At 55.5% G+C, this 24917-nt stretch carries 23 protein-coding genes, 1 tRNA gene, 1 pseudogene and 1 riboswitch; of the genes and pseudogenes, 23 read left to right on the forward strand and 2 right to left on the reverse strand.

Annotated features, from left to right (window positions below):
- The first annotated feature begins 47 nt into the window (after positions 1-47).
- From GC56T3_RS09040 to GC56T3_RS09070, 7 genes are all read left to right on the forward strand, one after another.
- On the forward strand, positions 48-551 hold the full coding sequence (locus GC56T3_RS09040; protein ID WP_013145254.1) for a metal-dependent hydrolase: 504 nt from the start codon (positions 48-50) through the stop codon (positions 549-551).
- Between the two features lie 86 nt (positions 552-637).
- A complete protein-coding gene (locus GC56T3_RS09045) occupies positions 638-1390 on the forward strand; it encodes a carboxylesterase (protein ID WP_013145255.1) in 753 nt (250 codons plus the stop codon).
- Between the two features lie 216 nt (positions 1391-1606).
- Positions 1607-5764: a bacteriocin-processing peptidase family protein gene (locus GC56T3_RS09050; RefSeq protein ID WP_013145256.1), complete on the forward strand. Its 4158-nt coding sequence runs from the start codon at positions 1607-1609 to the stop codon at positions 5762-5764.
- An 85-nt stretch (positions 5765-5849) separates the two neighbouring features.
- Positions 5850-6116, forward strand: a complete 267-nt coding sequence (locus tag GC56T3_RS09055) for a hypothetical protein (RefSeq protein WP_013145257.1) — start codon at positions 5850-5852, stop codon at positions 6114-6116.
- Positions 6117-6161: 45 nt separating this feature from the next.
- Complete coding sequence (yidC, locus tag GC56T3_RS09060; RefSeq protein ID WP_013145258.1) at positions 6162-6911, forward strand: membrane protein insertase YidC; 750 nt, start codon at positions 6162-6164, stop codon at positions 6909-6911.
- A 176-nt stretch (positions 6912-7087) separates the two neighbouring features.
- The gene (locus tag GC56T3_RS09065) at positions 7088-7639 is read left to right on the forward strand and encodes a cysteine hydrolase family protein (protein WP_013145259.1); all 552 of its coding nucleotides are present in this window, start codon (positions 7088-7090) and stop codon (positions 7637-7639) included.
- Positions 7640-7725: 86 nt separating this feature from the next.
- Positions 7726-9195: a nicotinate phosphoribosyltransferase gene (locus GC56T3_RS09070; RefSeq protein ID WP_013145260.1), complete on the forward strand. Its 1470-nt coding sequence runs from the start codon at positions 7726-7728 to the stop codon at positions 9193-9195.
- 143 nt (positions 9196-9338) lie between these two features.
- Here GC56T3_RS09070 and pepF read toward each other — a convergent pair whose 3' ends face one another.
- Positions 9339-11195 carry an oligoendopeptidase F gene (gene pepF / locus GC56T3_RS09075; RefSeq protein WP_013145261.1) on the reverse strand — a complete coding sequence of 619 codons (1857 nt, stop codon included), beginning with the start codon at positions 11193-11195 and terminating at the stop codon, positions 9339-9341.
- Between the two features lie 93 nt (positions 11196-11288).
- On the opposite strand from pepF, the gene GC56T3_RS09080 reads away from it, so the two are divergent.
- Together GC56T3_RS09080 and GC56T3_RS09085 are read left to right on the forward strand one after the other, a co-directional pair.
- Positions 11289-12179 carry an aldo/keto reductase family oxidoreductase gene (locus GC56T3_RS09080; RefSeq protein WP_013145262.1) on the forward strand — a complete coding sequence of 297 codons (891 nt, stop codon included), beginning with the start codon at positions 11289-11291 and terminating at the stop codon, positions 12177-12179.
- 12 nt (positions 12180-12191) lie between these two features.
- Positions 12192-14348, forward strand: coding sequence for a DNA topoisomerase III (locus GC56T3_RS09085; protein ID WP_013145263.1), 2157 nt, complete (start codon positions 12192-12194; stop codon positions 14346-14348).
- 184 nt (positions 14349-14532) lie between these two features.
- On the opposite strand, the gene GC56T3_RS09090 is transcribed toward GC56T3_RS09085, so the two are convergent.
- Positions 14533-15414, reverse strand: a complete 882-nt coding sequence (locus GC56T3_RS09090) for a glycerophosphodiester phosphodiesterase family protein (protein ID WP_013145264.1) — start codon at positions 15412-15414, stop codon at positions 14533-14535.
- A gap of 174 nt (positions 15415-15588) precedes the next feature.
- Between GC56T3_RS09090 and GC56T3_RS09095 the strand changes: the two genes are divergently transcribed.
- The 14 genes and pseudogenes from GC56T3_RS09095 (at position 15589) to GC56T3_RS09160 (ending at position 24915) form a co-directional block, all read left to right on the forward strand.
- A tRNA-Gln gene (locus GC56T3_RS09095) sits at positions 15589-15660 on the forward strand.
- A 257-nt stretch (positions 15661-15917) separates the two neighbouring features.
- Positions 15918-16403 carry a ribonuclease E activity regulator RraA gene (gene rraA / locus GC56T3_RS09100; RefSeq protein WP_013145265.1) on the forward strand — a complete coding sequence of 162 codons (486 nt, stop codon included), beginning with the start codon at positions 15918-15920 and terminating at the stop codon, positions 16401-16403.
- 80 nt (positions 16404-16483) lie between these two features.
- Entirely contained in the window at positions 16484-16738 is a 255-nt protein-coding gene (locus tag GC56T3_RS09105; protein ID WP_013145266.1) for a hypothetical protein, read from the forward strand.
- Positions 16728-17108, forward strand: coding sequence for a retropepsin-like aspartic protease (locus GC56T3_RS09110; protein ID WP_013145267.1), 381 nt, complete (start codon positions 16728-16730; stop codon positions 17106-17108). The genes GC56T3_RS09105 and GC56T3_RS09110 overlap by 11 nt, the downstream gene beginning before the upstream one ends.
- A 10-nt stretch (positions 17109-17118) precedes the next feature.
- Positions 17119-17265 (forward strand): annotated as a pseudogene (locus tag GC56T3_RS09115) (S-adenosylmethionine--2-demethylmenaquinone methyltransferase); the annotation flags it as partial.
- 58 nt (positions 17266-17323) lie between these two features.
- Positions 17324-17518, forward strand: a riboswitch (cobalamin riboswitch).
- A 184-nt stretch (positions 17519-17702) separates the two neighbouring features.
- Entirely contained in the window at positions 17703-18101 is a 399-nt protein-coding gene (locus GC56T3_RS09120) for a ferredoxin (protein WP_013145268.1), read from the forward strand.
- The gene (locus GC56T3_RS09125) at positions 18102-18845 is read left to right on the forward strand and encodes an energy-coupling factor ABC transporter permease (RefSeq protein WP_013145269.1); all 744 of its coding nucleotides are present in this window, start codon (positions 18102-18104) and stop codon (positions 18843-18845) included.
- 4 nt (positions 18846-18849) lie between these two features.
- Positions 18850-19143 (forward strand): energy-coupling factor ABC transporter substrate-binding protein, encoded by a 294-nt coding sequence (locus GC56T3_RS09130; RefSeq protein WP_013145270.1) that lies wholly within the window; start codon positions 18850-18852, stop codon positions 19141-19143.
- Entirely contained in the window at positions 19127-19852 is a 726-nt protein-coding gene (locus tag GC56T3_RS09135; protein WP_013145271.1) for an energy-coupling factor transporter transmembrane protein EcfT, read from the forward strand. Before GC56T3_RS09130 ends, GC56T3_RS09135 begins: the two co-directional genes overlap by 17 nt.
- Positions 19849-20646 (forward strand): energy-coupling factor ABC transporter ATP-binding protein, encoded by a 798-nt coding sequence (locus GC56T3_RS09140; protein WP_013145272.1) that lies wholly within the window; start codon positions 19849-19851, stop codon positions 20644-20646. Before GC56T3_RS09135 ends, GC56T3_RS09140 begins: the two co-directional genes overlap by 4 nt.
- 64 nt (positions 20647-20710) lie before the next feature.
- Positions 20711-22492: a precorrin-3B C(17)-methyltransferase gene (cobJ, locus tag GC56T3_RS09145; RefSeq protein ID WP_013145273.1), complete on the forward strand. Its 1782-nt coding sequence runs from the start codon at positions 20711-20713 to the stop codon at positions 22490-22492.
- A gap of 37 nt (positions 22493-22529) precedes the next feature.
- On the forward strand, positions 22530-23354 hold the full coding sequence (locus GC56T3_RS09150; RefSeq protein ID WP_013145274.1) for a sirohydrochlorin chelatase: 825 nt from the start codon (positions 22530-22532) through the stop codon (positions 23352-23354).
- Positions 23355-23376: 22 nt separating this feature from the next.
- Positions 23377-24153 (forward strand): precorrin-6A reductase, encoded by a 777-nt coding sequence (gene cobK, locus GC56T3_RS09155; RefSeq protein ID WP_013145275.1) that lies wholly within the window; start codon positions 23377-23379, stop codon positions 24151-24153.
- A gap of 114 nt (positions 24154-24267) precedes the next feature.
- Positions 24268-24915, forward strand: coding sequence for a precorrin-8X methylmutase (locus GC56T3_RS09160; protein ID WP_013145276.1), 648 nt, complete (start codon positions 24268-24270; stop codon positions 24913-24915).
- Positions 24916-24917 lie beyond the last annotated feature (2 nt).

Below are 24917 nucleotides of genomic sequence, written 5' to 3' on the forward strand. Positions count from 1 at the left end.
TTTCTGTGGTATAATGGGGAAAACGATAAAAGTTTGAGGGGATTTCGTTGCGATACTCCAGCCATGTCATTGCCACATTATGCCTCGGCGCGGCGGCGGCCGCGCATACAAAGCTGCCGTTTACCGCCGCCTATACGGCGGGGCTTGTCATCGGCAGCCTTCTTCCTGATATTGACGAGCCGTCGTCATACGTCGGCCGCCGTTCGTTCGGCGTCGCCGGCAAAGTGAAAGAAGCGTTCGGCCATCGCGGCATGACGCATTCGCTCATCGTCTGGGGGGTGCTTGCCGCCCTCGTCTGGCGAGATTCGGCGTCGCCGTTTACCGCGGGGCTCGTGCTCGGCTACTTGTTTCACATTGTGGAAGACTTTTTTTCCGTCCAGGGAGTGCCGCTGTTTTGGCCGTTTTCGTCCAAGCGGTGGAAAGTGCCGCTCTATCGGACGGGAAAGGGGATGGAAAAAGCATTGGTTGGCATCGCTTGGATCGCGTTCGTCTATTTTGGATTCAACGGCTTGTTTCACGAATGGTGGCGGTCATGGTTGTCGATGTGGTAACGGCGCCCGATCAAAAAAGGAAAAAAGAGGTGCGGCGGCGAATATGGTGAGAGGAACGGGTTTGACTAGATAAGGGGGAGAGGAAGATGAGCGAACAATATCCGGTGCTTCCGGGCGCCGAGCCGTTTTACGCCGAAAACGGGCCGGTCGGGGTGCTGCTCGTGCACGGATTCACGGGCACGCCCCACAGCATGCGCCCGCTCGCTGAGGCGTATGCGAAAGCGGGGTATACCGTTTGTCTGCCGCGTTTAAAAGGCCATGGGACACATTATGAAGATATGGAGCGGACGACATTCCACGACTGGATTGCCTCGGTCGAAGAAGGATTTGAATGGCTGAAAAAACGATGCCAAACCATTTTTGTCACCGGTCTGTCCATGGGTGGGACGCTGACGCTTTATATGGCGGAACGTTACCCGTCCATCCGCGGCATCGTCCTGATCAATGCGGCGATTGACATCCCGGCCATCCGCGCTGGTCTAGCGGGTGGCGGCGAGCTGCCGAGGTATCTGGATTCGATCGGTTCGGACTTGAAAAATCCGGATGTGAAAGAGCTGGCATACGAGAAAACGCCGACCGCTTCGCTTCTTCAGCTGGCTAGGCTGATGGAGCAAGTGAAAGGCGAGCTGGAACGTGTGACATGCCCGATTTTAATTTTCGTCTCGAACGAAGACCATGTCGTGCCGCCAGAAAACGCCGATCTCATTTTTCAACGCATTCCATCGGCGCAAAAAGAAATGGTCCGTCTTCAAAACAGCTATCATGTGGCGACGCTTGACTATGATCAACCGGTCATTATCGAACGATCGCTCGAATTTTTTGCTAAGCATGCGGATTGAACATCTCTGTTTCCGGCCTTGTCCTGCCAAATTAGGGCAGGGCATTTTTTTGTAACATAACGGGCGTTCCGAGCGGCTATTTTCATAGTGCAGGCGGCGAACAAAACGGGTTCATCGATTTTTGTTGTCGTTATTTTTCTAAAAAAATAGGTGGCTGTTTTCGACGGCTTGTTCTAAACTAATGATAGTGAAAATGATAAAGGAGCTTTCAGTTGCATGATGATGGAACAAATTTCGTTGCTTATTCAAGAAAAGAGAATAATAGAGGCTCTTGACAGAATCAAACCTTATTTACAACATACGGCCTTGTTCTGGTGGCGGCCGCTCATGGCTTCGTGGGACGAGATCGAACCGTTTCAGGCGCTCATCCGCCTGTTCGATTATGCGCTCATGTACCGGCATAGCGGGCTTGTCGCGCGGTACGCCCACCGGAAGTTCAACACGCTGCAGACGCTCGCGTGGTTGTGCGACGAATGGCTCGATCAACGCCGGCCGCTCGATGTGGAAGAGGCGCTCACTCCGCGCCTGACCGCCGCGCTCGAAGGCCGGGTGGAGGAGCCGAGGGAAGCGATCGCCCGGGCGGCGTTTGCGTTGGTGCGCGCTTTATTGGATATGCAGCGGATCGAGGAGGCGAGGGAATGGATGGATGTGGTTGCCCGCTATGAGACGGTGCCGATGCATGACAAGTGGGGCTATTTTTATATCGAAACCGGCGACCGGAAGCGAGCGGAACAAGCGATCCGGGCTGGGTTGGACGACCCGGAGCGCGGCGACATGTGCTATTTGCTTCTTGCCGATTTGTGTGCGCTCGATGGCCGCCACCACGAGGCGCTTGCCGTTCTGGAGGAAGGAGGGCAGCGTTTTCCGCAAGTGCTGGCGTTTTACGCTGAGCGCGTGCGCCGCTTGCGCGATGTGCGCGCCTACCGCGAGGCGCTCGCGGCGATGGATGAACTTGACCGCCTGAATCCGCTTCATATGCATCGCCGTTATTTCGCCCATTTGCGCGCCGAACTGTATTACCAGCTTGACGAATGGGAGAAGCTTGAATCGCTTGTGAAAGCGGAGCCGCAGCTTGAAAAAACGCCGTACGCCCGAGCGCTTGGGCGGCAAAGGAAACGGTCGGTGGTGCTGCCGCTTGTGCCGGTCGTGCAAAAGCATAACTATTGCGTGCCGGCGAGTTTGGAAATGATGCTTCGATTGCTTGGCTCCCCCCGCACGCAGGATGAAGTGGCCCAACATATTTTTGATGTGCGCGGATCGAAATTGTCGACGACGGTTCATTATTTGGAAGAGCTTGGCTTTGTTTGCCGCTTTTTCGTCGGCTCGCCGCTTCGTTGGAAGCGGCTGATTGATGAGGGCGTTCCGGTGCTGTTAAGCGTCGATTATGAACAGTCATCGCACGTGCAGGTGTTGTTTGGCTATGACGAGCGGCTTGGGGCGTTGTACGTGCAAGACCCGAATCTATTTGATCCGTTTGTTGTTTCCGAGGACGAGCTTGCCAAATGGTATGCAGGGACGCATTATTTGTCGATTGTGGCGCTTCCCCGGGAAAAAGCGGCGCTCGCCGCCGAGCTCCCCGAAGAGGAAGACCGCTATTTCCGCGAATTGCATGCGTTGGCCGAAAAGATGGATGAGGACGAGCAGGCGCATTTCGCCGTGTTTGTCGCCTTTTTGCGCAAGCATGAGCACATCCCGTACACATGGCTGTATGTCATGAAGCATTTTAGCAGCGATGAGGCGAAGCCGCTTGTGTTGGATTACACCGGGCGCGTCTTGAGCGAGTATCCCGAACATAACGACTTGCTGCTGATGGCGGCGAAAGCGTACGTCTACACGCAAGAAATGGAGAAGGCCGAAGACGTGCTCAAACGGGTGAAAGGAAAGGCGCAAAGCCCGCTCTACCATTATTTGCGCGGCCGCATTGCCTTTTTTGCCAGCCGCTACGAAGAGGCGGCACGCTATTTTCGCACCTCGCTCCAGTTGGACCCAGACCAGCCGGAAGTGTGGAGCTATTTCGGACTCGCCTCGGCGTACGCCGGTCATATCGAAAAAGGGCTCATCTCTTCGCGCGTGGCGGTCAGCCTGTATCCGGGCGATTTGTTTATCGAAACGAACCACGGTGTGCTTTTGTTCCACGTGAAGCGGTTCGCCGAAGCGCGCGCTTGGTTTGATCGTCTTGTGCGCCGCGAACGGCGGGATGCCCAGCTTTGGTATGAGCGGGCCCGCTGCGATCGGGAGCTCGGCCGCCGGCGCAAGGCGGAACGCGGCTTTTGCGTCGCCAAAGCGCTCGACCCGCAGGAACCGTACCCGTATTTGATGTTGGCTGACTTGTATGATGACGACGGCGATCGGGAAAAAGCGAAAGCGGTGCTGGAAGAGGGGCTGGCTGTTGCTTGGCGTTTGGCGCCGCTTTACGTCCGCCTTGGCGATCTCTATATGGAGGAAGGAGAGGCGGAACAAGCGGTTTCGTGCTACGAAGAGGCGATCCGCCATGACAGCGATGACGTGTTTGCCCATCTAGGCTTGGCGGCCGCCCTCGCGGAGCGCGGGGATGTGGAAGCGGCGCGCCGGTATGTAATCAAGCAGCACACCCGTTTTGCCAACAACAGCGAATATTGGCTCAATGCAGGCAAATGGCTCATCGCCCACGGTTTCGCCGATGAGGAGGAAGGACGCGAGACGGCGCTGTCGTGGTTGGAGGAAGGGCTGCGCCTTGCTGAGTTTGATGCGGAAGAAGCGTATGAGTTTTATCTTGAGCTGTTGACAACGCCGACTCTTTTCGAACGCGGCCGGGCGTTTTTAGAACAGCTTGTCTCAGCTCGCCCGACACTCGCTTCGGCCCATTCCGCTCTCGGCGCCCTTTATGAACGGCAAGGACGGCCGTCGAAGGCTATGGATTTGTACCGCGAAGCCGCCGCCATGGGCCACCCGCTTTCACTCTTCCGGCTGGCGGAGCTGTGCGCCTCACTTGGACGCCACGAAGAGGCGAAACAACAGTATGAGACGTGTCTCAAAGCCGATCCATCGTTTGTCCTCTGCCATTTTCGCTTAGCTGCGCTCTATGAGGCAGAAGGAAACGAAGAGCGGCAGCATACGCATTTGCTTCAGGCGGTCCGCCTTGCCCCGAAGCGCGTCGATATGGAGCAGCTTGCCGCGATCGCGGAGCCTTCAGCGCTTCTTCGGGCTTTGGCTGACGCCCGTCCGCATGCAGGGGAGGCGTGGTATTACGACAGCCTTGGATATGTTTATGGAGCGCTTGGGCGCCGCGATCAAGAAAAGGCGGCGGTCGAGAAGGCGCTTGCTCTTGACCCGGACCATCATGAAGTGCTCCGCCATTGGGCGATGGTGCTCATGGGGGAAGGACGCCAAAAAGAGGCGGTCAAACTGCTCGAACAGTTGATGGTGCGCCATCCTGACGATGAACCGTTGTACCCGTTGTATGTTGCTCTCTTTCCGAAAACGATGCGCGGCTTAGGGAAGCTGCGCCATCGACTCGAGCGGCTGAAGGCAAGCCGCGAGGCGAAAAGCGTCATGTATCGGAACACAGCCTCGGCTCTTCTCCCGTATTTTGGCGAGGAGCAGGGGGAGCATGACGCACCGGTGCGATGGTGGACAAAAGCGAAAGAATGGGTCGGCACCGTTGTCTTGTTTTCGATTGTGACCGATTTATACGACGAAGCGATTCGCCTCAACCGCAGCGATGCGGAAACCTATGGGCGGCTCGCCCGCTTATATGCCGCGCTGGAATTGGACAGCGACGCCGTGAAAACGTGGCGCAAAGCGCTCGCCCGCGTTTGGGATCCGTCTTTGGCGCAAGAATTTGTGGAATATTTATTGGCCGCCGATGAGGAAAGAAAACGCGAGGAAGCGAAGCGCTGGCTGGAGCGGCTGCTGGCGGAGCGCCCGGACGATGTCGAACTGCGCGTGTTGCAGGCGGTCGTTTGGCTTCAAGAAGGGCAGCACGAGAAAGCCGAGCGGCAGCTCGAGGAGATTGTGGCGGAAGACCCGCTCGCCCGTGAGGCGCTCATGTTGCTTGGCGAACAGTATATGGAAACGGGCCGCTATCAGGAAGCGGCGGCGCTTTGGGAGCGCTACGCCGATTGGTATCCTGAGGATGAAGAGCTGAATATGCAGCTCGCGGCTGCTTATGAAGCGGCAGGGCACATTGAGCGGGCGTTGGCTGCCATTGAACGGTGCGCCCATATGGCCAAAGATGCCCGACTTCGCTACGAACGAGCTCGCTATCTTGCGCTGCTTGGACGCTTCGATGAGGCGAAGCAAGAGCTTGAGGCGGCATTTTCGGCTGATGAAAGCGGAGAGCTCGCCCTGTTGGCAGCTGACGAGCCGGCATTTCACCGCTTGGAGCAGATGTGATCAATTGTTGCTTTTCTTTTGATGGAAAGTTTGCTATTGTATGAGAAGAGAAGATGGACGGGGCAAAAGGGGGTGGACGGGACGCATGGAAGCGCCTATTGATTTGCTTGTGTATATGTCGCTTGTCGGCGCGTTATGGATCATCATGAAAGGACATATGAGCGCGCGCCGGATGGCAGGCTCGCTGTTTTATGAACCGGCGTTGGCCTCGGTTCGCGAGCGGGAGGCGGCAGGAGGCGTCGAACGAGCGGCGCTTCCATGGCGCCCGCTGTTTTTGCCGCAGCGGCGGAAAATTCCCGTTCGGGAACGGACAAGCCGAACGGATGAGGATGGAAGGCCCTTTCCTTTATGATGAAACGGCATGATTTTGCAACATGATATTGAAGGAGGGCTTTTCATGAAAAAATGGGTATTGGTGCTGCTTGGCGCCGTTTTGCTTCTTTCCGGCTGCAACCGCAACGAACCGATCAATGAACATAGCCAAGGCATTTGGAACCATTATTTTGTCTACCCGATGTCGAAGCTCCTTTTGACGCTTGGGCACTGGTTTGGCGACAACTACGGCATCGCCATTATCGTGCTGACGCTCATCGTCCGTTTTTGCTTGCTGCCGCTCATTTTGAAGCAGTTCCGCGCATCACTCGCCATGCAAAAGCTGCGCCCGGAATTGTTGAAGCTGCAAGAAAAATATAAAAGCAAAGACCCGGAAACGCAGCGCAAGCTCCAGCAAGAAATGATGCAGCTGTACCAAAAGCACGGCGTCAATCCGGCGAGCGGTTGCCTGCCGGTGCTCATTCAAATGCCGATTTTTATGGCGCTTTATTACGCGATTTCGCGGACGCAAGAAATTAAAACCCACTCGTTCCTATGGGTCGAGCTTGGCCACCGCGATCCGTATTTCATTTTGCCCGTTTTGGCGGCGTTGACAACGTTCATCTCGCTCCGCCTCTCGCCGTCGATGGCCGAAGAACAAATGCCGCAAATGGCGATGATGTCGTACATCATGCCGGTCATGATCTTTATCGGCGCCAGCTCCGTCCCATCGGCGCTGTCGCTTTACTGGGTGGTTGGCGGCTGCTTCTCGATCATCCAGTCGCTCATTTTGCGCAGTCAGCTGAAAGCGGCGAAAACGGCGGAAAACAGCTAAAACCACATCGACAATCTCCTGTCCGCTTCCAGCAGGCAGGGGATTTGTTGTCTTGTCTGCTGTCCATATTGCTATGGTATAATGGTAGAAGAGCCCAAAAAGATGTGGCGAGATGGAAAAACAGCAACCTGGCCAATTTAGAAATAGAGGAAAAGAGAAAAAGGGAGTGAACGGGAATGAACAAGGCGCTCATTAACATCGACTACACCGTCGATTTTATCGCCGATGATGGCGCGCTCACATGCGGGAAGCCGGGGCAGGCGATTGAAGAAGAACTTGTACGGGTGACGAAACAGTTTATCGATCGTGGAGATTTTGTTGTCTTCGCCATTGACAAACATGTGGCGGGAGATCACTACCATCCGGAAACGAAGCTGTTTCCGCCGCATAACATTGAAGGGACGGAGGGACGAAAGCTGTACGGGGAGCTCGAAGAGGTGTATCAAGCAAATAAGCATAAAGACAACGTCTATTGGATGGACAAAACGCGCTACAGCGCGTTCGCCGGGACCGATTTGGAGCTGAAATTGCGTGAGAGAGGCATCACGGAAGTGCATTTGGTCGGCTGCTGCACCGATATTTGCGTCCTCCATACGGCGGTTGATGCGTACAACAAAGGCTTTCGCATCGTCGTCCACCGGCGGGCGGTCGCGAGCTTCGACGCGGCGGGACACGAATGGGCGCTCCGCCATTTTCGCCATACGCTAGGCGCAGAAATAGTGGAATAATGGAGAAAACATGATAGAATAGACGATGAACGTTCTTTTTCTCCATTCGGCGGCGCAGTCATTCGTATGTTGGAGGTTGCACATTCATGAAAAAATATGCCGATGACAGTTTGATGCTTCATACGGACTTATATCAAATCAACATGGTCGAGACGTATTGGGAAGATCGTATGCATGAGCGCCGCGCTGTGTTTGAAGTGTTTTTCCGCAAGCTGCCGTTTGGCAACGGCTATGCGGTGTTCGCTGGGTTGGAGCGCGTCATTCAGTTTTTGCAACAGTTCCGATTTTCTGACAGCGACATCGACTATTTGCGCCAAGAACTTGGTTACCGCGACGACTTTTTAGACTATTTGCGGACGCTTCGCTTCACCGGCACGGTCCGTTCGATGCGCGAAGGGGAAGTGGTGTTTGCCAACGAACCGATTATGCGCATCGAGGCGCCGCTCGCCGAGGCGCAACTCATCGAAACGGCTATTTTAAACATCATCAATTTCCAGACGCTCATCGCCACGAAAGCGTCGCGCATTAAGCATATTCTCGGGGACGAACCGGCTTTGGAGTTCGGCAGCCGGCGGGCGCAGGAGATGGATGCGGCGCTTTGGGGGGCGCGCGCAGCGTATATCGGCGGGATTGAGGCGACATCGAACGTGCGCGCCGGGAAGCTGTTTGGCATTCCGGTCGCCGGAACGCACGCCCATTCGATGATTCAAGCGTATCAGGATGAATACACCGCCTTTTTGAAGTATGCACGCCGTCATAAAGACTGCGTATTTCTCGTCGATACGTACGATACGTTGAAGTCCGGGGTGCCAAACGCCATTCGCGTCGCGAAGGAGCTGGGCGACCAAATCAACTTTATCGGCATCCGCATCGACAGCGGCGATTTGGCCTATTTGTCGAAAGAAGCGCGGAAAATGCTCGATGAAGCCGGATTTCCGAACGCGAAAATTTTCGCCTCAAACGATTTGGACGAAGATACGATTTTAAACTTGAAGTCGCAAGGGGCGAAAATCGATGTGTGGGGGATCGGCACAAAGCTCATTACGGCGTACGATCAGCCGGCGCTCGGCGCCGTGTACAAAATGGTGGCGATTGAAAACGAACGCGGTGAGATGGTCGATACAATCAAAATCAGCGGCAATCCAGAGAAAGTGACGACGCCGGGGCTGAAGCGGGTGTACCGCATCGTCAACAAAATCAACCATAAAGCGGAAGGCGACTACATCGCCTTAGAGAGCGAAAACCCGCAGCAAGAAGAGCGGCTGAAAATGTTCCATCCGGTGTACACGTTCATCAGCAAATTCGTCACCAATTTCGAAGCGCGTGATTTGCATGTGACGATCTTCGACAACGGCCGGCTGGTGTATACGTCGCCCCCGCTTCCGGACATTCAAGCGTATGCGAAAGAAAGCTTGCGCTTGTTTTGGGAGGAGTACAAACGGACGCTCAATCCCGAGCAATATCCCGTCGATTTGAGCCAAGCGTGCTGGGACAATAAGATGGAAAACATCCGCAAGGTGAAAGAAAAAATTGCAGGCGCATCTTTAAGTGAATAACCGCCTTGGCTGCGGGGCAAGCGCATGGTGTCGCTTTGCGCGCGATCGACCGCCTTAACCGGTCCGGCGCGTTGCAGCGCAAAGCGATATTCTTTTTTCCGCCGCAATAACAAAGGTGTCCCGAACGGCGCGGGACACCTCTTTCATGTAGACCGCTGACGGTTTTGGCTTGGCAGCTGTCGATCGAGTTCGTCAACGAGTTCGGCGAAATGACCTAAGACCCGCTCGATCGGTTCGGGGCTTGTCATATCCACTCCGGCTCGCTTGAGCAGACGGATCGGATCATCGGATGCGCCGGAGCGCAAAAATTGTTTGTACCGCTTCACCGCCTTGCCGCTTGTATCGGTTTGGATGTCGCTCACAATGGTGTACGACGCCGCGAGCGAAGTGGCATATTTGTATACATAAAAGGCGTCATAAAAATGCGGGATGCGCAGCCAGCCGTGCGCGGCGCCGGGATCGGCGGCGTACGCCGGGCCGTAATACGTTTTCAGCAGGCCAAGCCAAAGATGGTTCAGTTCGTCCGCTGTCAGACTGCCGCCTTGGCGCACTTTGTCATGAATCATCCGTTCAAATTCGGAATACATCACTTGCGTGTACAACGTGCCGCGGATTTGCTCGATTTGTTCGATGAGCAGGCGGAGTTTTTCTTCTTTTGTTTTCGCCTGTTTGTACAAATAATCGAGCATGAGCCATTCGTTCGCGGTCGAGGCGACTTCGGCGGTGAAAATCGAATGGCCGGAATAATGGTACGGCTGCGCGCGGTTCGTGTATACGGAATGCATGGCGTGCCCAAGCTCGTGGGCCATCGTCAATACGCTGTCGAGCGAACCGTTGTAATTGAGCAAGATGAACGGATGGGTGTCATACGCTCCCGTGTTGTAGCCGCCGGTATATTTTTTCGGGCGCGGGAAGACATCAAGCCATCGTTCTTGAAACGCTCGGTGCACCTGTTTGATATAGTCGGCGCCGAGCGGCTTGAGTCCTTCCACTATGAGCGTCTTCGCCGTTTCGACCGGAATCGGTTTCATTGTTTCGCCGACGAGCGGCACGTACAAGTCATAGCTATGGACGCGGTCAAGCCCGAGCGCGCGCCGCCGCAGTTCGACATAGCGGTGAAGCGCCGGCAAGTGGCGGCGAGTGGCGGCGATCAAGTGATCGAACACTTCCTTTGGTACGTCATCGGCGGCCAGCGCGGCGGCAAGGCCGGATGGATAGCGGCGCACGTTCGCATACAATTCATCCGCTTTGACCGAGGCATACAGCGTCGCGGCTGCGGTTTGTTCCATGGCTTCATAACTTTTGGCTTTCGCTTCAAACGCCGCCTTTCGATAGCGGCGGTCCGGGTGCTCGAGCATGGCGGCGTATTGGTCGTCGGTCAATGTCACTGTCTTTCCGTTCGGCATCTTGACAGATGGCGGCTCGTAATCGCCGCGGGCGGCGTGGTCATAAATGTTCTCCGCTTCGCCGAGCGCCGGCGATAGTTTCGCGAGCAGCTGTTCTTCGCGTTTCGTGAGCGTATGCGGCTTTTGCTCGCGCAACTCATGGAAGTAATAGCGGTACGCTTTCAGCGGTTTGCTTTTTTGGAGCTTCCTGAGCGTCCGCTCTGGGAGGGCGAGCAGTTCCGGCTCGATAAACGCTGTTTTCGCCGCATATTGGGCGGCGAGCGCTTCCACTTTTGCCCCGAGCCGGGCCGCCGTTTCATCTTCAATGTTGATATCGCGTTTTAAATGGGCGTAAAGCGACAGTTTTTCGAGCTTGCGGGCCGTTTGTTCGTTTAGGGCGAACAGTTTGGCGATCGTCTTCGCATCGTCAAGCTTCCCTTCAAACGCCGCCAGTTTCGGCAAGGCGTTTTTCACCGCCTTGTAGTCGCGCATCCATTCGTGTTCGGATGGGTAAATGTCGGCCACATTCCATTCGTATGCAGTTTCGGCGGCTGATGTCGGCCATGGGGGGGCCAAAAGAAGCACGGCGGCGAGCCCAAGAAGCCAGCGCTTCATATCATCACGTCCTTTCCGTTTTTTCCTCTTGTTGGTAGTATGCGCAAGCGGAACGATTTTAGCCAAAACCAAAAAAAGAAAGGGAGACGATCAATGGAACGAATCCGTTTAGCGGACGATTTGACTTTTTCCCGCCTCATTCACGGCTGTTGGCGGCTTGCGGACTGGGGCTATTCGCCCGAGCAGCTGCTGTCGCTCATTGAATTTTGTCTTGAGCGCGGCATTACGACGTTTGACCATGCTGATATTTACGGCGACTACACGTGTGAATCGCGCTTTGGCGAAGCGCTGGCGTTAAAGCCAAGCTTGCGCGGTCAGATCGAGATCGTGACGAAATGCGGCATCAAGTTGCCGTCAAAATACGGGATGAAATTATATGATACAAGCAAAACCCATATCATCGCCTCGGTCGAGCAGTCGCTCGCCAATTTCCGCACGGATTATATCGATGTCTTGCTCATTCATCGTCCGGATCCGTTCATGAATCCAGAAGAGGTGGCCGAGGCGTTTTTGAAGCTGAAACAGGACGGAAAAGTGCGCTATTTCGGCGTCTCGAACTTTAAACGTTCGCAGTGGGAAATGCTTCAGTCGTATTTGCCGTTTCCGCTCGTGACCAACCAAATCGAAGTATCGGCGTATCGGTTGGAAAATCTTGAAGACGGCACAGTTGACCTTTGCCTTGAGAAGCGCATTCCGCCAATGGTATGGTCGCCGCTCGCCGGTGGAGCGATTTTTTCCGCTGACGATGACCGGGCGGTGCGGCTGCGCGGGACGCTTGAACAAGTGCGGGGTGAGGTGGGCGCTGAGACGATCGACGAAGTGTTGTACGCGTGGCTCCTCGTTCATCCAGCGCGGATGATGCCGATTGTCGGCTCGGGGAAACAAGAACGCATCGAGCGGGCGGTGCGGGCGCTGTCTTTGTCGCTTTCCCGCGAGCAATGGTTCGCCATTTTGCAAAGCTCCATGGGGCATGATGTGCCGTAAGGGGAAAGGGCGATGAAAGTCATTATCGCGGAAAAGCCGGACCAAGGGGCGACGCTCGCCTCGATTTTTCGGACGAAAAAACGGCAAGGCTATATCGAAATTTTGCCGAATAACTTGTTTCCCGACGGGGCGTATATGACATGGGCGATCGGGCATTTGTTCCAGCTCGCAGCTCCTGAGCGGTACCGCCCCGAGTGGAAACGGTGGACGCTCAACACGTTGCCGATCATCCCGGAACGGTTCGAGTATGAGATCGAAAAAGCGAAGGCGAAACAGTTTCAAGTGGTCAAGGAACTGTTGCGAAAGCCGGAAGTGACGGAAATCATCCATGCCGGCGACGCGGGGCGCGAAGGGGAGCTCATTGTGCGCAACATCATCCGCATGAGCGGCGTCAACAAGCCGATGAAGCGGCTTTGGCTGTCGTCCTTGACCCCGAAGGCGATTGAGGAAGGGTTTTGCCGTTTGCTTGATGAGCAGACGACGCGCCCGCTCTATGAGGAAGCGTACGCCCGCGCCTGCGCGGATTGGCTCGTCGGCATGAACGCCTCGCGCGTGTACAGCCTATTGCTGAAAGAGCGCGGGATGAATGATGTGTTTTCCGTCGGACGCGTGCAGACGCCGACATTGGCGCTGATCGTCCGGCGTGAGCGGGAAATTGAGCAGTTCCGCCCTGAACCGTTTTGGGAAGTCGTCGCTTCGTTTGTCATCGGCGATAAGCGCTATGAAGGAAAATGGACGGATGAAAACGGCCAAACGCGTCTCAAGGACGAGGAGATGGCGAAAAAGATCGCTGCCTTTTGCCAAGGAAAACGAGCGGAAGTCGCCGACGTCCGCACGGAGCGGAAAACGTATCAGCCGCCCCTGTTGTTCAACTTATCGACGCTGCAGGCGACAGCGAACAAGCTGTACCGCTTCTCGCCGAAAAAGACGCTTGATGTGCTGCAATCGCTCTACCAAAAAGGGATCGTTTCGTATCCTCGTTCCGATTCGATGCATGTGACGAAAGGGGAAGCGGAAACGTTCCCTGCCATTTTACAAAAATTGTCATCGTTTCCAGCGTACGCTTCTTATTTTCCGCTGCCGCAGCCGTCGATTTTACAGAATAAACGTTATGTAAACGAGAAAAAAGTCACCGACCACTACGCGATCATCCCGACTGAACAAGTTGTTGCCCCGGAGAAGCTGTCGGACGACGAGCGGAAGGTGTATGATTTGGTCGTCCGCCGCTTGATTGCCGCCCACCACCGGGCGGCGGTCATCGATTATACGACCGTCACGACGCTCGTTGACGGTCGGGCTCGCTTCGTTTCGAAAGGAAGGCAGGTCGTCGAGGAAGGATGGCGCGCGGTCATCCGCCCGCATGAGGAGGAGAAAGATGCTGCGCTGCCTCCCCTTGAGCGAGGGGAGGCGGGGAAAGCGGCCGCTGTAAAGGTGAAAGAAGGGAAGACCGAGCCGCCGAAACGGTATACAGAAGGCGAACTCATCACCTTGATGAAAACGGCGGGAAAATTTTTGGACGATGAGGAACTGGAAAAAGTGCTCGCCAAAACGGAAGGGCTGGGCACGGAAGCAACAAGGGCGGCGATCATTACCATGCTGAAAGAGCGGAAGTATATTGAAGTGAAAAAGAACCTCGTGTACGCGACCGACAAGGCGAAAGTGTTGATCGAGGCGCTTGGCGGCACGATTCTCGCCTCGCCGGAAATGACGGCGAAATGGGAGCAGCGCTTAAGCGAAATCGGTGAAGGGAGCGCCTCTCCCGCTGCTTTTATGGAACAGGTGAAAAAGTTGGCGCAAAAAGTGGTCGCTGACGCCATCGCCGCTGCGCCGAATTGGAATTTCAGAGGGGTTGACACCGCCTCGATCCAACGGACAAGGAAGAAAAAAACGATGGGCGAGAAGCTTGGACCGTGCCCGCTTTGCCGCGGGACCGTCGTCGACAAAGGAACGTTGTACGGTTGCGACCAGTACGCGAAAACAAAATGCCCGTTTACGATCTCCAAACGCATTCTCGGCAAGTCGATTTCGGCGGCGAATGTGAAAAAGCTGCTGGCGCAAGGGAAAACAAATGTCATAAAAGGGTTTAAAAAAGGCGGGAAAACGTTTGACGCCATACTCGTTTGGGATGAAAACGAGAAGAAATTGTCGTTTCAGTTTCCGAAGCGGTGACGAAGGCAACAGGCGTTGGGGACGGGAGGCTTGGCGAAAAGGCGGACCGATGGCGGCCCGCCGATCTGGCCTCCTTTTTCTCAAATGATACACCGAATCGGGTCAAATGGGAACGATTTTCGTTTTTATTAACCATAATAACATTATGTAAACAATAAGTTCCCCCTGGCTCCCTGAAGGTGGGTCAATGACGGGGCAAACGACGGCAGGCAGCCATGCGATCCGGGCGGTCAGGATAGTCGGTGAACACACCGTCAACCCCCATGGCGCATAGGCGAGCGAGATCGTGTGGTTCATTGACGGTATAGACGTGAACCATGAGCCCGCGGCCATGGGCGGCGCGCACCCACTCTTCGGTGACGACTGAGAGCGGCAAGCCGATGCCATCGGCATAGACGGCGATTTGTTGCAGCAGCTCGTCGCGGCCGCTGTGCGCTTCCTTTTCGCCGACCAATTGAATGAGCCGAATGCCGCGCGGGATGAGCGGCCGGAGCGCTTGCAAGCTTTCCGGGTGGAACGATTGAAACATGACGCGGCGCTGTTGCAGGAATCCGTGTTTTTTCAATAGATGGACGACCGCCTCTTCGATGCCGGGCTGTTTCGTTTCGATGTACAACGGGGCTTCCACACGCTCCGCTTTCAGCATCTGAATCACCTCATCAAGCGTCGGGATGCGCTGGCCGGCAAAGCGTGGATGAAACCACGAACCGGCATCCAGCCGCCTCAGTTCAGCGAACGAAAAATCATTTACCCGCCACGGAGCACGGCGCGGGTAGACCGTTTCGGCATTTGTCGTCCGGGCGAGCGTCGCATCATGCAGGGCAACGAGCTTCCCGTCTTTGGCTGCGCGCACATCGACTTCGATATAGTCCGCCTGCATGCGGGCGGCGAGGCGGTAGGACGCGAGCGTATGCTCCGGCGCGTGTCCGGACGCGCCGCGGTGGGCGATGACGGCGGTTTTCGGCTGGCTGGATGGCTGACAGGAAGCCACGGCCGCTGAGACGATCGGCAGCGATAACCAAAACAATGCGCAAAGATAGAAGCGAAAAACCGTGATCGGGCGCATATACATCTCTCCCCTTCCAGTATCATATCGGAAAAACAAGTGCGAGAGAAAACGAGGGGATATAGCAGGGAAAGGATGTTTGTACCGATAGTGTCGCACATCAAACAAAGGGATATTCAGTTTGATGCATAACGTGCACCATCATGCCGCATACTGTAAACGACAACAAAACGTTGGGCTATAGCCAAGCGGTAAGGCAACGGACTTTGACTCCGTGATGCGCTGGTTCGAATCCAGCTAGCCCAGCTGAACGTCTGGTCAAACCGGAGGGGCTTTGGGCCGGTGAAAACGGTCTCCGCCATATATCGGCGCGGGGCCGTTTTTTATGGTTTCAATGCGGGCGGTAGAATACATCGAAGCGATTAACAGCCACACAATGGTTTGGTTCACATCGTCGCGTTCGTGTCAGTCGTTCGAATGAAAGATCGTCGACAAAAAACTGCTGAGGCAGAAGGATTTTGGCGAATGACGGCGAATGCAAAACATGAAAGGGGAGAGCGACAATGAAAACAGCCGATTTATGCGATCAATTTTTAGACGAGTTGCAAGTATGCGAGTTGCCGTTTCAATCGTACGGCGGAAAACGGATGTTTTTTGGGCCGATCGCGACGGTCGACGTGTTTGAGGACAACGTTCTTGTCCGCGAAGCGCTCGAGACGGTGCCGCCGGGGACGGTGCTCGTGGTCGATGGAAAAGGCTCGCGCCGCGTCGCGCTATTAGGCGACCGGTTGGCGCAAATCGCCTGCGACCGGGGGCTTGCCGGCGTCATCATCCACGGCTGCATCCGCGATTCGGCGGAAATCGGCCGCATGCCGCTTGGGGTCATGGCGATCGGCACATGCCCAGTGAAAAGCAAAAAAGAGGGAAAAGGCGCCCGCGACGTTGTGCTTGAGTTCGGCGGCGTCCGCTGGGAACCGGGCGCATACGTGTACGCCGATGCCGACGGCGTTGTCGTTGCTCGTGAAAATGTGCGTCTAAAAAGCGATTGATGGTTGTCATATTTTACGAAGGCGTTTCGATGTTTGGACGGTGATATAACGGATACAAAGAACAAGTTGAGGTGATAGAGATGAAATGGCAGGAAGTGCGTTCGTTGTATCCAAACCAGTTTGTGAAAGTACAGGCATTGAAGTCCTACTTACAGGAGGACCAAGAAATTATTGAAGAAGTGGATGTTATTGGAACTGTTTCGAATGAGGATGCAACTCGAGAGTTGTTGCAATCAAAAGGGAATCAGCTTGTTTATCACACGAGCCACAAGGAAATTGTTTTAAAAGTTCGGAAAGCGATTGGCCTGAGAGGGAAATTTCATTATGCAGATTGAATATCGTGAAGGATTGCTGTTTACATCGATCGAAATCGTTTATCAAGGAAGGTCTAAGTTGATTCATAATATGGTGATTGATACTGGTGCGGCGAAAACAGTGATTTCTCAAAATGCAGTAGAGGATATTCATTTGCGGGTAGAGCCGGGCGATCGTATTGTGGCTTATTATGGAATCGGTGGGAAAGAGTACGCGTTTACAAAAAAATTAGACTGTATTCAGTTAGATTCTTTCCAACTAAGAGAGTATGAGATTGATTTTAGCGGGATGGACTATGAGGGGATTAACGGTTTGTTAGGACTGGACATATTGCTGGACGCTGGATTTGTCTTAGACCTAGACAAGTTGGAGATGTATCGTTCTGGTTGAAATGGAGCGCCCGCTCGAAAGCAAAAAAGAGGGAAAAGGCTCACGCGACGTTGCGCTCGAGTTTGGCGGCGTCCGCTGGGAGCCGGGGGCATACGTGTACGCCGATGCCGACGGTGTTGTCGTCGCCCGCGAAGATTTGTCGGCAAAAAACGGTTGACGGCCGCCGTCAAGTTGTACTACGATGAAAACGGATGCTTGTTCCATGACAAGATCAATAGGCGAGAAACAAACAAGGTGCCTAAGCCTGCTTTAGGGTTTGGGTGAAAAGGGAAGCCCGGTGAAAATCCGGCACGGTGCCCGCCACTGTGATGGGGAGCTTTGCGGCAGCAAGTCACTGAAGGATGCTTCGGGAAGACGCCGCCAAGCGATGATCCTAAGTCAGGAGACCTGCCTTGTTTGGATCGGACGGATGCCTACGGGACTATAGGCAGACGTGCGGGAGAATGATGGCTGCATTGGGCCTGTTTGGGCCGTTTACGGCTTTCGTATACATTTTTCTGCACCTCTGCTGTAGAGGTGCTTTTTCTTTTGCCGAAAACCTGCCCGTCTGTCTGCGTCTAAATTCTATCATTCTAGCCAAAAAGGGGGGATTCGGTGGCGACATGGGATTTGCGGGGAATGAAGCATCATGTGCTCATTTGCAACGGAGGGACGTGCCTCCGCCATGGCGGGGATGACGTGACAATGGCGGTGCGCGAGGAGATCGCCCGCCTCGGGCTTGACGATGCTGTCCATACAACAAGGACGCGCTGCAACGGACGCTGTCAAGACGCGTGTGTGATGATCGTCTATCCGCAAGGCGTCTGGTATCGACAGATGACGCCGGAGCGGGCGAAGGAGGTTGTGCGCGCTCATTTGGATGAGGGGCTGCCTCTTTTGAAATGGGCGACGTATGAATATGAAGACGAATTGGTGTTGACGCCAGCCGGCGAACGGGAGGCGCCAAGCGGAAAACGAAAAACCGAACATGGCGTGAAAGGAGTGAAGGGATAAATGAAGAGAGCGGTTCGATGGAGCGGAATGGCGGCTTTATTCACTGCTTATTTTTGGTTGACGAATGAAAATGAAGCGTATGCCATGCACATTATGGAAGGATTTTTGCCTGTCAAATGGGCGCTGTTTTGGTGGCTGCTGTTTTTGCCGTTCTTTGTGTTCGGATTGCGGCGGCTTGTGCATACGCTGAAGCAGCACCCCGAACATAAGCTTCTGATGGCGTTAGCTGGTGCGTTTACGTTTGTATTGTCGGCGCTGAAAATTCCATCCGTCACCGGCAGCAGCTCGCATCCGACCGGGATCGGCTTCGGCTCGGTTTTGTTTGGACCGTGGGTGATGGTGGTGATCGGTACAGTCGTTCTTCTCTTTCAAGCGCTGCTTCTTGCCCACGGAGGGTTGACGACGCTTGGGGCCAATGCCATGTCGATGGCGATCGTCGGCCCGTTCGTCGCGTACGGAGTGTATCAACTGTGCCGAAAAGGGGCGGTATCCAATCGAGCGGCTTTGTTTCTTGCCGCTTGTTTGTCTGACTTGGCCACATATGTGATGACGTCCCTGCAGCTTGCCTTGGCGTTTCCGTCTCCTGATGGGGGAGTCATCGCTTCGTTTTTGAAATTCGCCGGCATTTTTGCCATTACTCAAGTGCCGTTGGCGGTGACGGAAGGCATCATAACGGTGATCGTCTGGAACTGGCTTTCCTCCTATCAAGCTTCTCCGCTGTTTCAAAAGGAAAAGGAGGCATAATGGGATGAAGAAAAATGGCTTGCTCGTGTTGTTGGCTGCTTTGCTTGTCATCATTCCGCTTTGGTGGGCGCGCGGATCGGAATTCGGCGGAACGGACGATCAAGCAGAAAAAGCTATTCAAACGCTCAACCCGCACTATCGTCCTTGGTTTGAGTCGATCTTCACCCCTCCAGGCGGCGAAGTCGAAACGCTTTTGTTCTCGCTGCAAGCCGCGCTTGGCGCCGGCGTGATCGGCTACGTCATCGGGTTGTACAAAGGGCGTTCGGAGCGGAAAAACAGCCATGATTCGCGAGTTTGACCGTTGGACGTATGACAACCGGCTGCGGGCATGGCGGGCGGAGTGGAAGCTGATCGTGGCGTTTGTTATGCTTGCCGTTGTCATGATGGGCGGCTGGCGCGAACAATGGCTTGTGCTCATCGGAATGGCGTATTGGATTGTCGCTCGCGCACGAGTGCCGTTTGCGGTGTATGGAAAAGCGATGCTCGCTGCCTCCGTTTTTTTAGGGCTCAGCCTGCTGACGCTCGTTGTGTCCGTGTCGGTTCCTTTTCAAATAACCTTGATCAGTAACCAGCTGAAGCCGGCTGCGGAGCTCGCCGTTCGCTCCCTTGCCGCTTGGTCGTGCTTGTTTTTCCTTCTCATTACGACGCCGGCGCCGGACTTGATTGCGGTGCTGAGGCGAATGCGGCTGCCGGCGGCGCTCGTGGAACTTTGCTTTCTTATGTATCGCTTTATCTTTTTGCTCGAGCAGGCGGCCGCAGAGCTAATGCTGGCGCTGCGGGCCCGCAGCGGAGGAACGCATTGGCGGCATGGCGGGATGCTGATGTACCAACTGTGGGTGAAAACGTGGCAGTCGTATGAAGCGTTCAGCCGTTCGCTTGCGGCGCGTGGAGGCGTCGCGTCGGCCGGGCATACGCATCAGCGGGAAAAAGCGCATGTGCCTCTTGTCGATGTTGCGGCCGGCATCATCATGGCTTTGCTGCTTGGGTGGGCATGGTGGAAAGGGTGAAAACGTTGCTGCTGCGGATGGAACGAGTGAAATACGCTTATCAAGCAGAACGGTATGTGCTGAATGGGATTGATTGGGAAATTCCAGAGCGAAAAAAATGCGCCTTGATCGGGCCAAACGGCTGCGGCAAAACGACGTTGTTTCTTCATTTGAACGGGCTGCTGCGGGCGCAGGAAGGAGCGGTGTATTGGAAAGGGCGCAACATGTACGAACGCGGCGCCGATTGGGCGCAATGGCGGCGTGAAGTCGGCATCGTCTTCCAAAACCCGGAGCACCAAATCCTCGCCCCGCTCGTGCGTGATGAATTGGCGATCAGCTTAGTCCATGCCGGAATCGATCGAGAAAAAATGAGGGAGGCGCTTGCCGCGATTACGGCGGAATACCACCTTCAATCTTGGCTGGACCGCCCGACCCATCAATTCAGTCTCGGACAGAAAAAATGGCTGACGCTCTGCTGTACGATGGCGGCCAAGCCGGACTTGCTCGTATTGGACGAACCGACCGCCTATTTGGATCAGCATCAGACAAAGCAGTTTCTCAAACAAATTGACGCCATTCACCAGGCGGGGACGACTGTGTTGATCGCCACCCATGACATGGATTTCGTCTGGCAGTGGGCGGATGTCGTCGCGGTCATGCACGAAGGACGGATCGTGATGCAAGGGGCGCCCGAAGACGTATTCGCCGACCGCCAGCGGCTGTTGGACATTCGCTTGGATGTTCCGCTGTTCGTGCGGCTTTGGCAAGCATGGCGGCCAGAGGAAAAGATCGTCCCCCGATGTGTTGCGCCGTGAAAGGGACATGAGCGGCGAATGGAGTGTGAAAAATGGGTGCTAGTCGGCAAAAGGAGGGATCATGATGAGCGGCAAATTGCTCATTGTCGGCTTCGGCCCGGGAAGCGTCGACCAAATGACGAAACGGGCTCGGGAAGCGATTGAAGAAAGCGACGTCATCATCGGCTACAAAACGTACATCGAACTTGTGCGCGATCTCATTGCTGGAAAAGAGATCATTAGCACGGGCATGACCGAAGAAGTGAGCCGCGCCCAAGCGGCGGTGAAGTGGGCCGAGCGCGGCAAAACGGTCGCCGTCATTTCAAGCGGCGACGCCGGGTTGTACGGCATGGCGGGGCTCGTGTATGAAGTGTTGATCGAAAAAGGGTGGACGAAAGCGAGTCCGATTGAAGTCGAAGTCATCCCCGGCATTTCCGCCATTCATTCGTGCGCTGCATTGCTTGGGGCGCCGATTATGCACGATGCGTGTACGATCAGCTTGAGCGACCATTTGACGCCGTGGGAGCTGATTGAAAAGCGGATTGACGCCGCGGCGGCGGCCGATTTTGTCATCGCGCTGTACAACCCGAAAAGCGGGCGGCGCACTCGGCAGATTGTGGAGGCGCAGCGCATCCTGCTTCGCCACCGGTCTCCGGAGACCCCGGTCGGTCTGGTAAAAAGCGCGTATCGCGAGCGTCAGCATATTGTCCTCACCGACTTGGCGCATATGCTGGACCATGAAATCGGTATGTTGACGACGGTCATTATCGGCAACTCGACGACTTTTGTTTACGATGGGCTCATGATCACGCCGCGCGGCTACCAGCGCAAATACCAGTTGACCGCCGCCGTCCAGCCGCTCAAGCCGCATGAGCGGCTGCGCAAAGAGGCGGAGCCGTGGGCGCTCGACCAGACGAAGCCGCTGAGAGAGCCGGACGAAGAAAACGGAGAAGCGTTTCGGCCGTTTGCCGCGGCTGCCTCCGCTTTCGGCGACGAGAAAGACCGCGGTTTGGCCGCCGTGGCGGTTTTGCCGCCGGCTGTGGACGCGGCCGCGAAGGAAGCTGGATTGGCGCCGGCAGCTTCCGCTTTTCCGCTGCCGGAGGAGCCATTCGTCCAAACGGAAAACCGGCCGTCATCCGCTCTGTTGCATCGGGTGAGAGAAACAGCGGAGGACGCGCTTGCAGCATTGGAAAGAAGAACGACAAAGAAGGCGTCCGCCGTGCTGTTCGAAGCGGCAGTGAGCCCAGGGGTGGCCAACAAGCAGTTCACTCCGGAACAGCTCATCGCGCTCGCCGAAGCGGTCGGACCGGACGGGAAAATGACGTACACGCCGGATCATTATATCAAAATCGAGCGGGTGACAGAGGATCCAAAAGGGCTTGTCGATCGGCTCGCTGCTGTCGGACTGATGGTGATGCCGGTTGGTGATGTGCTGACGGTGAAGGCATGCGACTTTTGCGATGGAGAGAAAAAAGACGCGATTCCATATGCCGAGGAATTGGCGCGGCGATTTGGGGGCATGGCGCTGCCGAAAGAGTTGAAGCTTGGCATCAACGGCTGCGGCATGGCATGCTACGGCGCGGTGCGCGAAGACATCGGGCTTGTGTACCGGAAAGGGAAATTTGACTTGTTTTTAGGCGGGAAAACGGTCGGCCGCAACGCCCATCCTGGCCAGTTCGTTGCGGAAGGCATCCCGCCGGAAGAGATGGTGGCCATTGTGGCGGACATCATTGAACAGTACAAAGAACATGCTCATCCGAACGAACGATTTCATAAGTTTTTTGCCCGCGTGAAACAAATCGGCCGCTTTTCGTACGAGGAGGCCAAGACGGCGGCGAAGATCGAAACGCCGGCATGCGGTGAGTAACCTTGGATGGAGCGATATAAAAGAGAGGAGAGCGAATATGAGAGCCATTTTGTTTGTCGGCCATGGAAGCCGCGACCCGGAAGGAAATGAGCAAGTACAGCAGTTTGTCGACCGCCTGCGGCCGCGTCTTTCTGCTTCTTTCCATGTTGAAACGAGTTTTCTAGAGTTTGGCCGTCCGTCGATCAGCGAAGGAATCGAGCGGTGCGTTGAGGCCGGAGCGGCGGAAGTGGCGGTCATTCCGCTCATTTTATTGCCGGCTGGGCATTCGAAGCTGCACATCCCGGCGGAAATCGATGAGGCGAAAGCGCGCTATCCGCACATCATGTTTCGATATGGACGGCCGATCGGCGTTCATGAGCAGACGTTCGCGATTTTGCGCGAGCGTCTGCAAGAAATCGGCGAGCGGCCGGAAGAGCCAGACGACGGCACAGCGGTCATTTTGCTCGGCCGCGGCGGGAGCGACCCGGACGCGAACAGCGACTTGTATAAAATCGCCCGCTTGTTTTGGGAACAAACGGGCTATGCGCTCATCGAGCCGGCGTTTATGGGGGTGACGACGCCGTCGCTTGATGACGCCGTCCGCCGCTGTCTCATGCTTGGGGCGAAGCGGATCGTCGTTTTGCCGTATTTTTTGTTCACCGGTGTGCTCATCAAGCGGCTTGAACGGCAAGTGGCGCAATACCGCCTCGATCACCCGCACGTCTCATTTGCGCTGGCCGATTATGTCGGCTTTCATCCGAAACTGATCGATATCGTGCTTGACCGCCTGCAAGAAGTGCTCGATCAAACGGTGGCGATGAACTGCGATGTCTGTCAATACCGGCTGCACGTTTCTCACCATCATCATCACCATCATCACTAAAAAACAAAAAGGGGGAGCGCTGATGATTTTGATGTTGGCAGGGACGAGCGATGCCCGCGAATTGGCGGTGATGATCCAACAAGCTGGCTATTCGGTCACGGCGACGGTCGTCACCGATCACGCGGCCGAACAGCTTCGGTCATCCGGCATTCGCGCCTATGTCGGCCGCTTGGATGCGTCCCAGCTTGCCGAGCTGGCCAAAGCCGAGGGAGCCAAAGCGATTGTCGATGCGAGCCATCCATTTGCGGAGGAGGCGTCGAAAAACGCCATGCAAGCGTCGGCCGTTGCCGAATTGCCGTACATCCGCTATGAGCGGCAGGCGTCTTCGCTTTCATCCGAGAAGGTGACGTTTGTCGATAGCTATGAAGAAGCCGCCGAGCTGGCGGCGGAAAAAGGCGGCGTCGTGATGCTGACGACCGGCAGCAAAACGATCGACATTTTCGCCGCCAAGCTGCTCGGGCGCCCGGACGTCAAGGTGATTGCGCGGATGCTGCCGCGGAAAGACAATCTCGACAAATGCGAGCGGCTTGGGTTTTCCCAAGAGCAGATCGTCATGATGCAAGGGCCGTTTACGAAAGAGCTCGATCGGGCGCTATACCGCCATTTTGGCGTCACGGTCGTCGTCACGAAAGAAAGCGGCAAGGTCGGGTTTGTCGATGAGAAAATCGCTGCCGCCGAGGAGCTCGGCATCGATGTCATCGTCATCCGCCGCCCACGGTTGTCATACGGCATCGTGCATCACGATTTTGCCGGCGTGCTTGAGTCGTTGAAGCAGCATGCCCCGCTTCCGACGGCGTAAACGGATGGACATTCCTCCATGCCGCTGGGTAAAGCGCACACGTAGTGTCAAACAAAATAGATTTGGCTAGCGGGAGTTCCCTGAACATCAAGCGAAAAAAGGAGCGAGTGAAAGATGGAGTTTCATACCACGTTTCGTCCGGCCACCGTCCAGCCGGAACAAATTGAAGCGCGAAGTTTTCAAATCATTGATGAAGAGATCGGCGAGCATTCGTTTACGGAAGAACAATATCGAATCGTTCAGCGCGTCATCCATGCATCGGCTGATTTTGAGCTGGGCAAAAGCCTCATTTTCCACCCGGATGCGATCCGCTCAGGCATTGACGCCATTCGCAGCGGCAAGCTCGTCGTCGCCGATGTGCAAATGGTGCAAGCCGGCGTCAATCAAGCGCGGCTTGCGAAGTTCGGCAGCGCGGTGCGCGTCTATATTTCTGATGAAGACGTGATCGCTGAAGCGAAACGGTTGAATACGACGAGGGCGATTGTGGCGATGCGCAAAGCGGTGAAAGAAGCGGAAGGCGGCATTTTTGCCATCGGCAACGCTCCGACAGCGTTATTGGAGCTCATTCGCCTCATCAAAGAAGGAGAGGCGCGGCCGGGATTGGTGATCGGCTTGCCGGTCGGATTCGTCTCGGCGGCGGAATCGAAAGAAGAATTGGCGAAGCTCGATGTGCCGTTCATCACCAACCGCGGCCGCAAAGGAGGAAGCACCGTGACTGTCGCCGCCTTGAATGCTTTATCGCTGCTCGCCGAGCGAGCGTGACG

It is taken from the genome of Geobacillus sp. C56-T3 (genome assembly GCF_000092445.1).
Taxonomy (GTDB): Bacteria; Bacillota; Bacilli; order Bacillales; family Anoxybacillaceae; genus Geobacillus; species Geobacillus thermoleovorans.

Bases quoted from the DNA above. Each gene is read 5' to 3' on its own strand.
- GC56T3_RS09130 (WP_013145270.1), top strand. From the start codon at position 18,850: ATGAAGAAAAATGGCTTGCTCGTGTTGTTGGCTGCTTTGCTTGTCATC.
- GC56T3_RS09150 (WP_013145274.1), top strand. From the start codon at position 22,530: ATGAGAGCCATTTTGTTTGTCGGCCATGGAAGCCGCGACCCGGAAGGA.
- GC56T3_RS09080 (WP_013145262.1), top strand. From the start codon at position 11,289: ATGGAACGAATCCGTTTAGCGGACGATTTGACTTTTTCCCGCCTCATT.
- GC56T3_RS09085 (WP_013145263.1), top strand. From the start codon at position 12,192: ATGAAAGTCATTATCGCGGAAAAGCCGGACCAAGGGGCGACGCTCGCC.
- cobJ (WP_013145273.1), top strand. From the start codon at position 20,711: ATGAGCGGCAAATTGCTCATTGTCGGCTTCGGCCCGGGAAGCGTCGAC.
- GC56T3_RS09110 (WP_013145267.1), top strand. From the start codon at position 16,728: ATGCAGATTGAATATCGTGAAGGATTGCTGTTTACATCGATCGAAATC.
- GC56T3_RS09125 (WP_013145269.1), top strand. From the start codon at position 18,102: ATGAAGAGAGCGGTTCGATGGAGCGGAATGGCGGCTTTATTCACTGCT.
- GC56T3_RS09160 (WP_013145276.1), top strand. From the start codon at position 24,268: ATGGAGTTTCATACCACGTTTCGTCCGGCCACCGTCCAGCCGGAACAA.
- pepF (WP_013145261.1), bottom strand. From the start codon at position 11,195: ATGAAGCGCTGGCTTCTTGGGCTCGCCGCCGTGCTTCTTTTGGCCCCC.
- GC56T3_RS09070 (WP_013145260.1), top strand. From the start codon at position 7,726: ATGAAAAAATATGCCGATGACAGTTTGATGCTTCATACGGACTTATAT.
- yidC (WP_013145258.1), top strand. From the start codon at position 6,162: ATGAAAAAATGGGTATTGGTGCTGCTTGGCGCCGTTTTGCTTCTTTCC.
- cobK (WP_013145275.1), top strand. From the start codon at position 23,377: ATGATTTTGATGTTGGCAGGGACGAGCGATGCCCGCGAATTGGCGGTG.
- GC56T3_RS09135 (WP_013145271.1), top strand. From the start codon at position 19,127: ATGATTCGCGAGTTTGACCGTTGGACGTATGACAACCGGCTGCGGGCA.
- GC56T3_RS09055 (WP_013145257.1), top strand. From the start codon at position 5,850: ATGGAAGCGCCTATTGATTTGCTTGTGTATATGTCGCTTGTCGGCGCG.
- GC56T3_RS09105 (WP_013145266.1), top strand. From the start codon at position 16,484: ATGAAATGGCAGGAAGTGCGTTCGTTGTATCCAAACCAGTTTGTGAAA.
- GC56T3_RS09045 (WP_013145255.1), top strand. From the start codon at position 638: ATGAGCGAACAATATCCGGTGCTTCCGGGCGCCGAGCCGTTTTACGCC.
- rraA (WP_013145265.1), top strand. From the start codon at position 15,918: ATGAAAACAGCCGATTTATGCGATCAATTTTTAGACGAGTTGCAAGTA.
- GC56T3_RS09090 (WP_013145264.1), bottom strand. From the start codon at position 15,414: ATGCGCCCGATCACGGTTTTTCGCTTCTATCTTTGCGCATTGTTTTGG.
- GC56T3_RS09050 (WP_013145256.1), top strand. From the start codon at position 1,607: ATGATGATGGAACAAATTTCGTTGCTTATTCAAGAAAAGAGAATAATA.
- GC56T3_RS09065 (WP_013145259.1), top strand. From the start codon at position 7,088: ATGAACAAGGCGCTCATTAACATCGACTACACCGTCGATTTTATCGCC.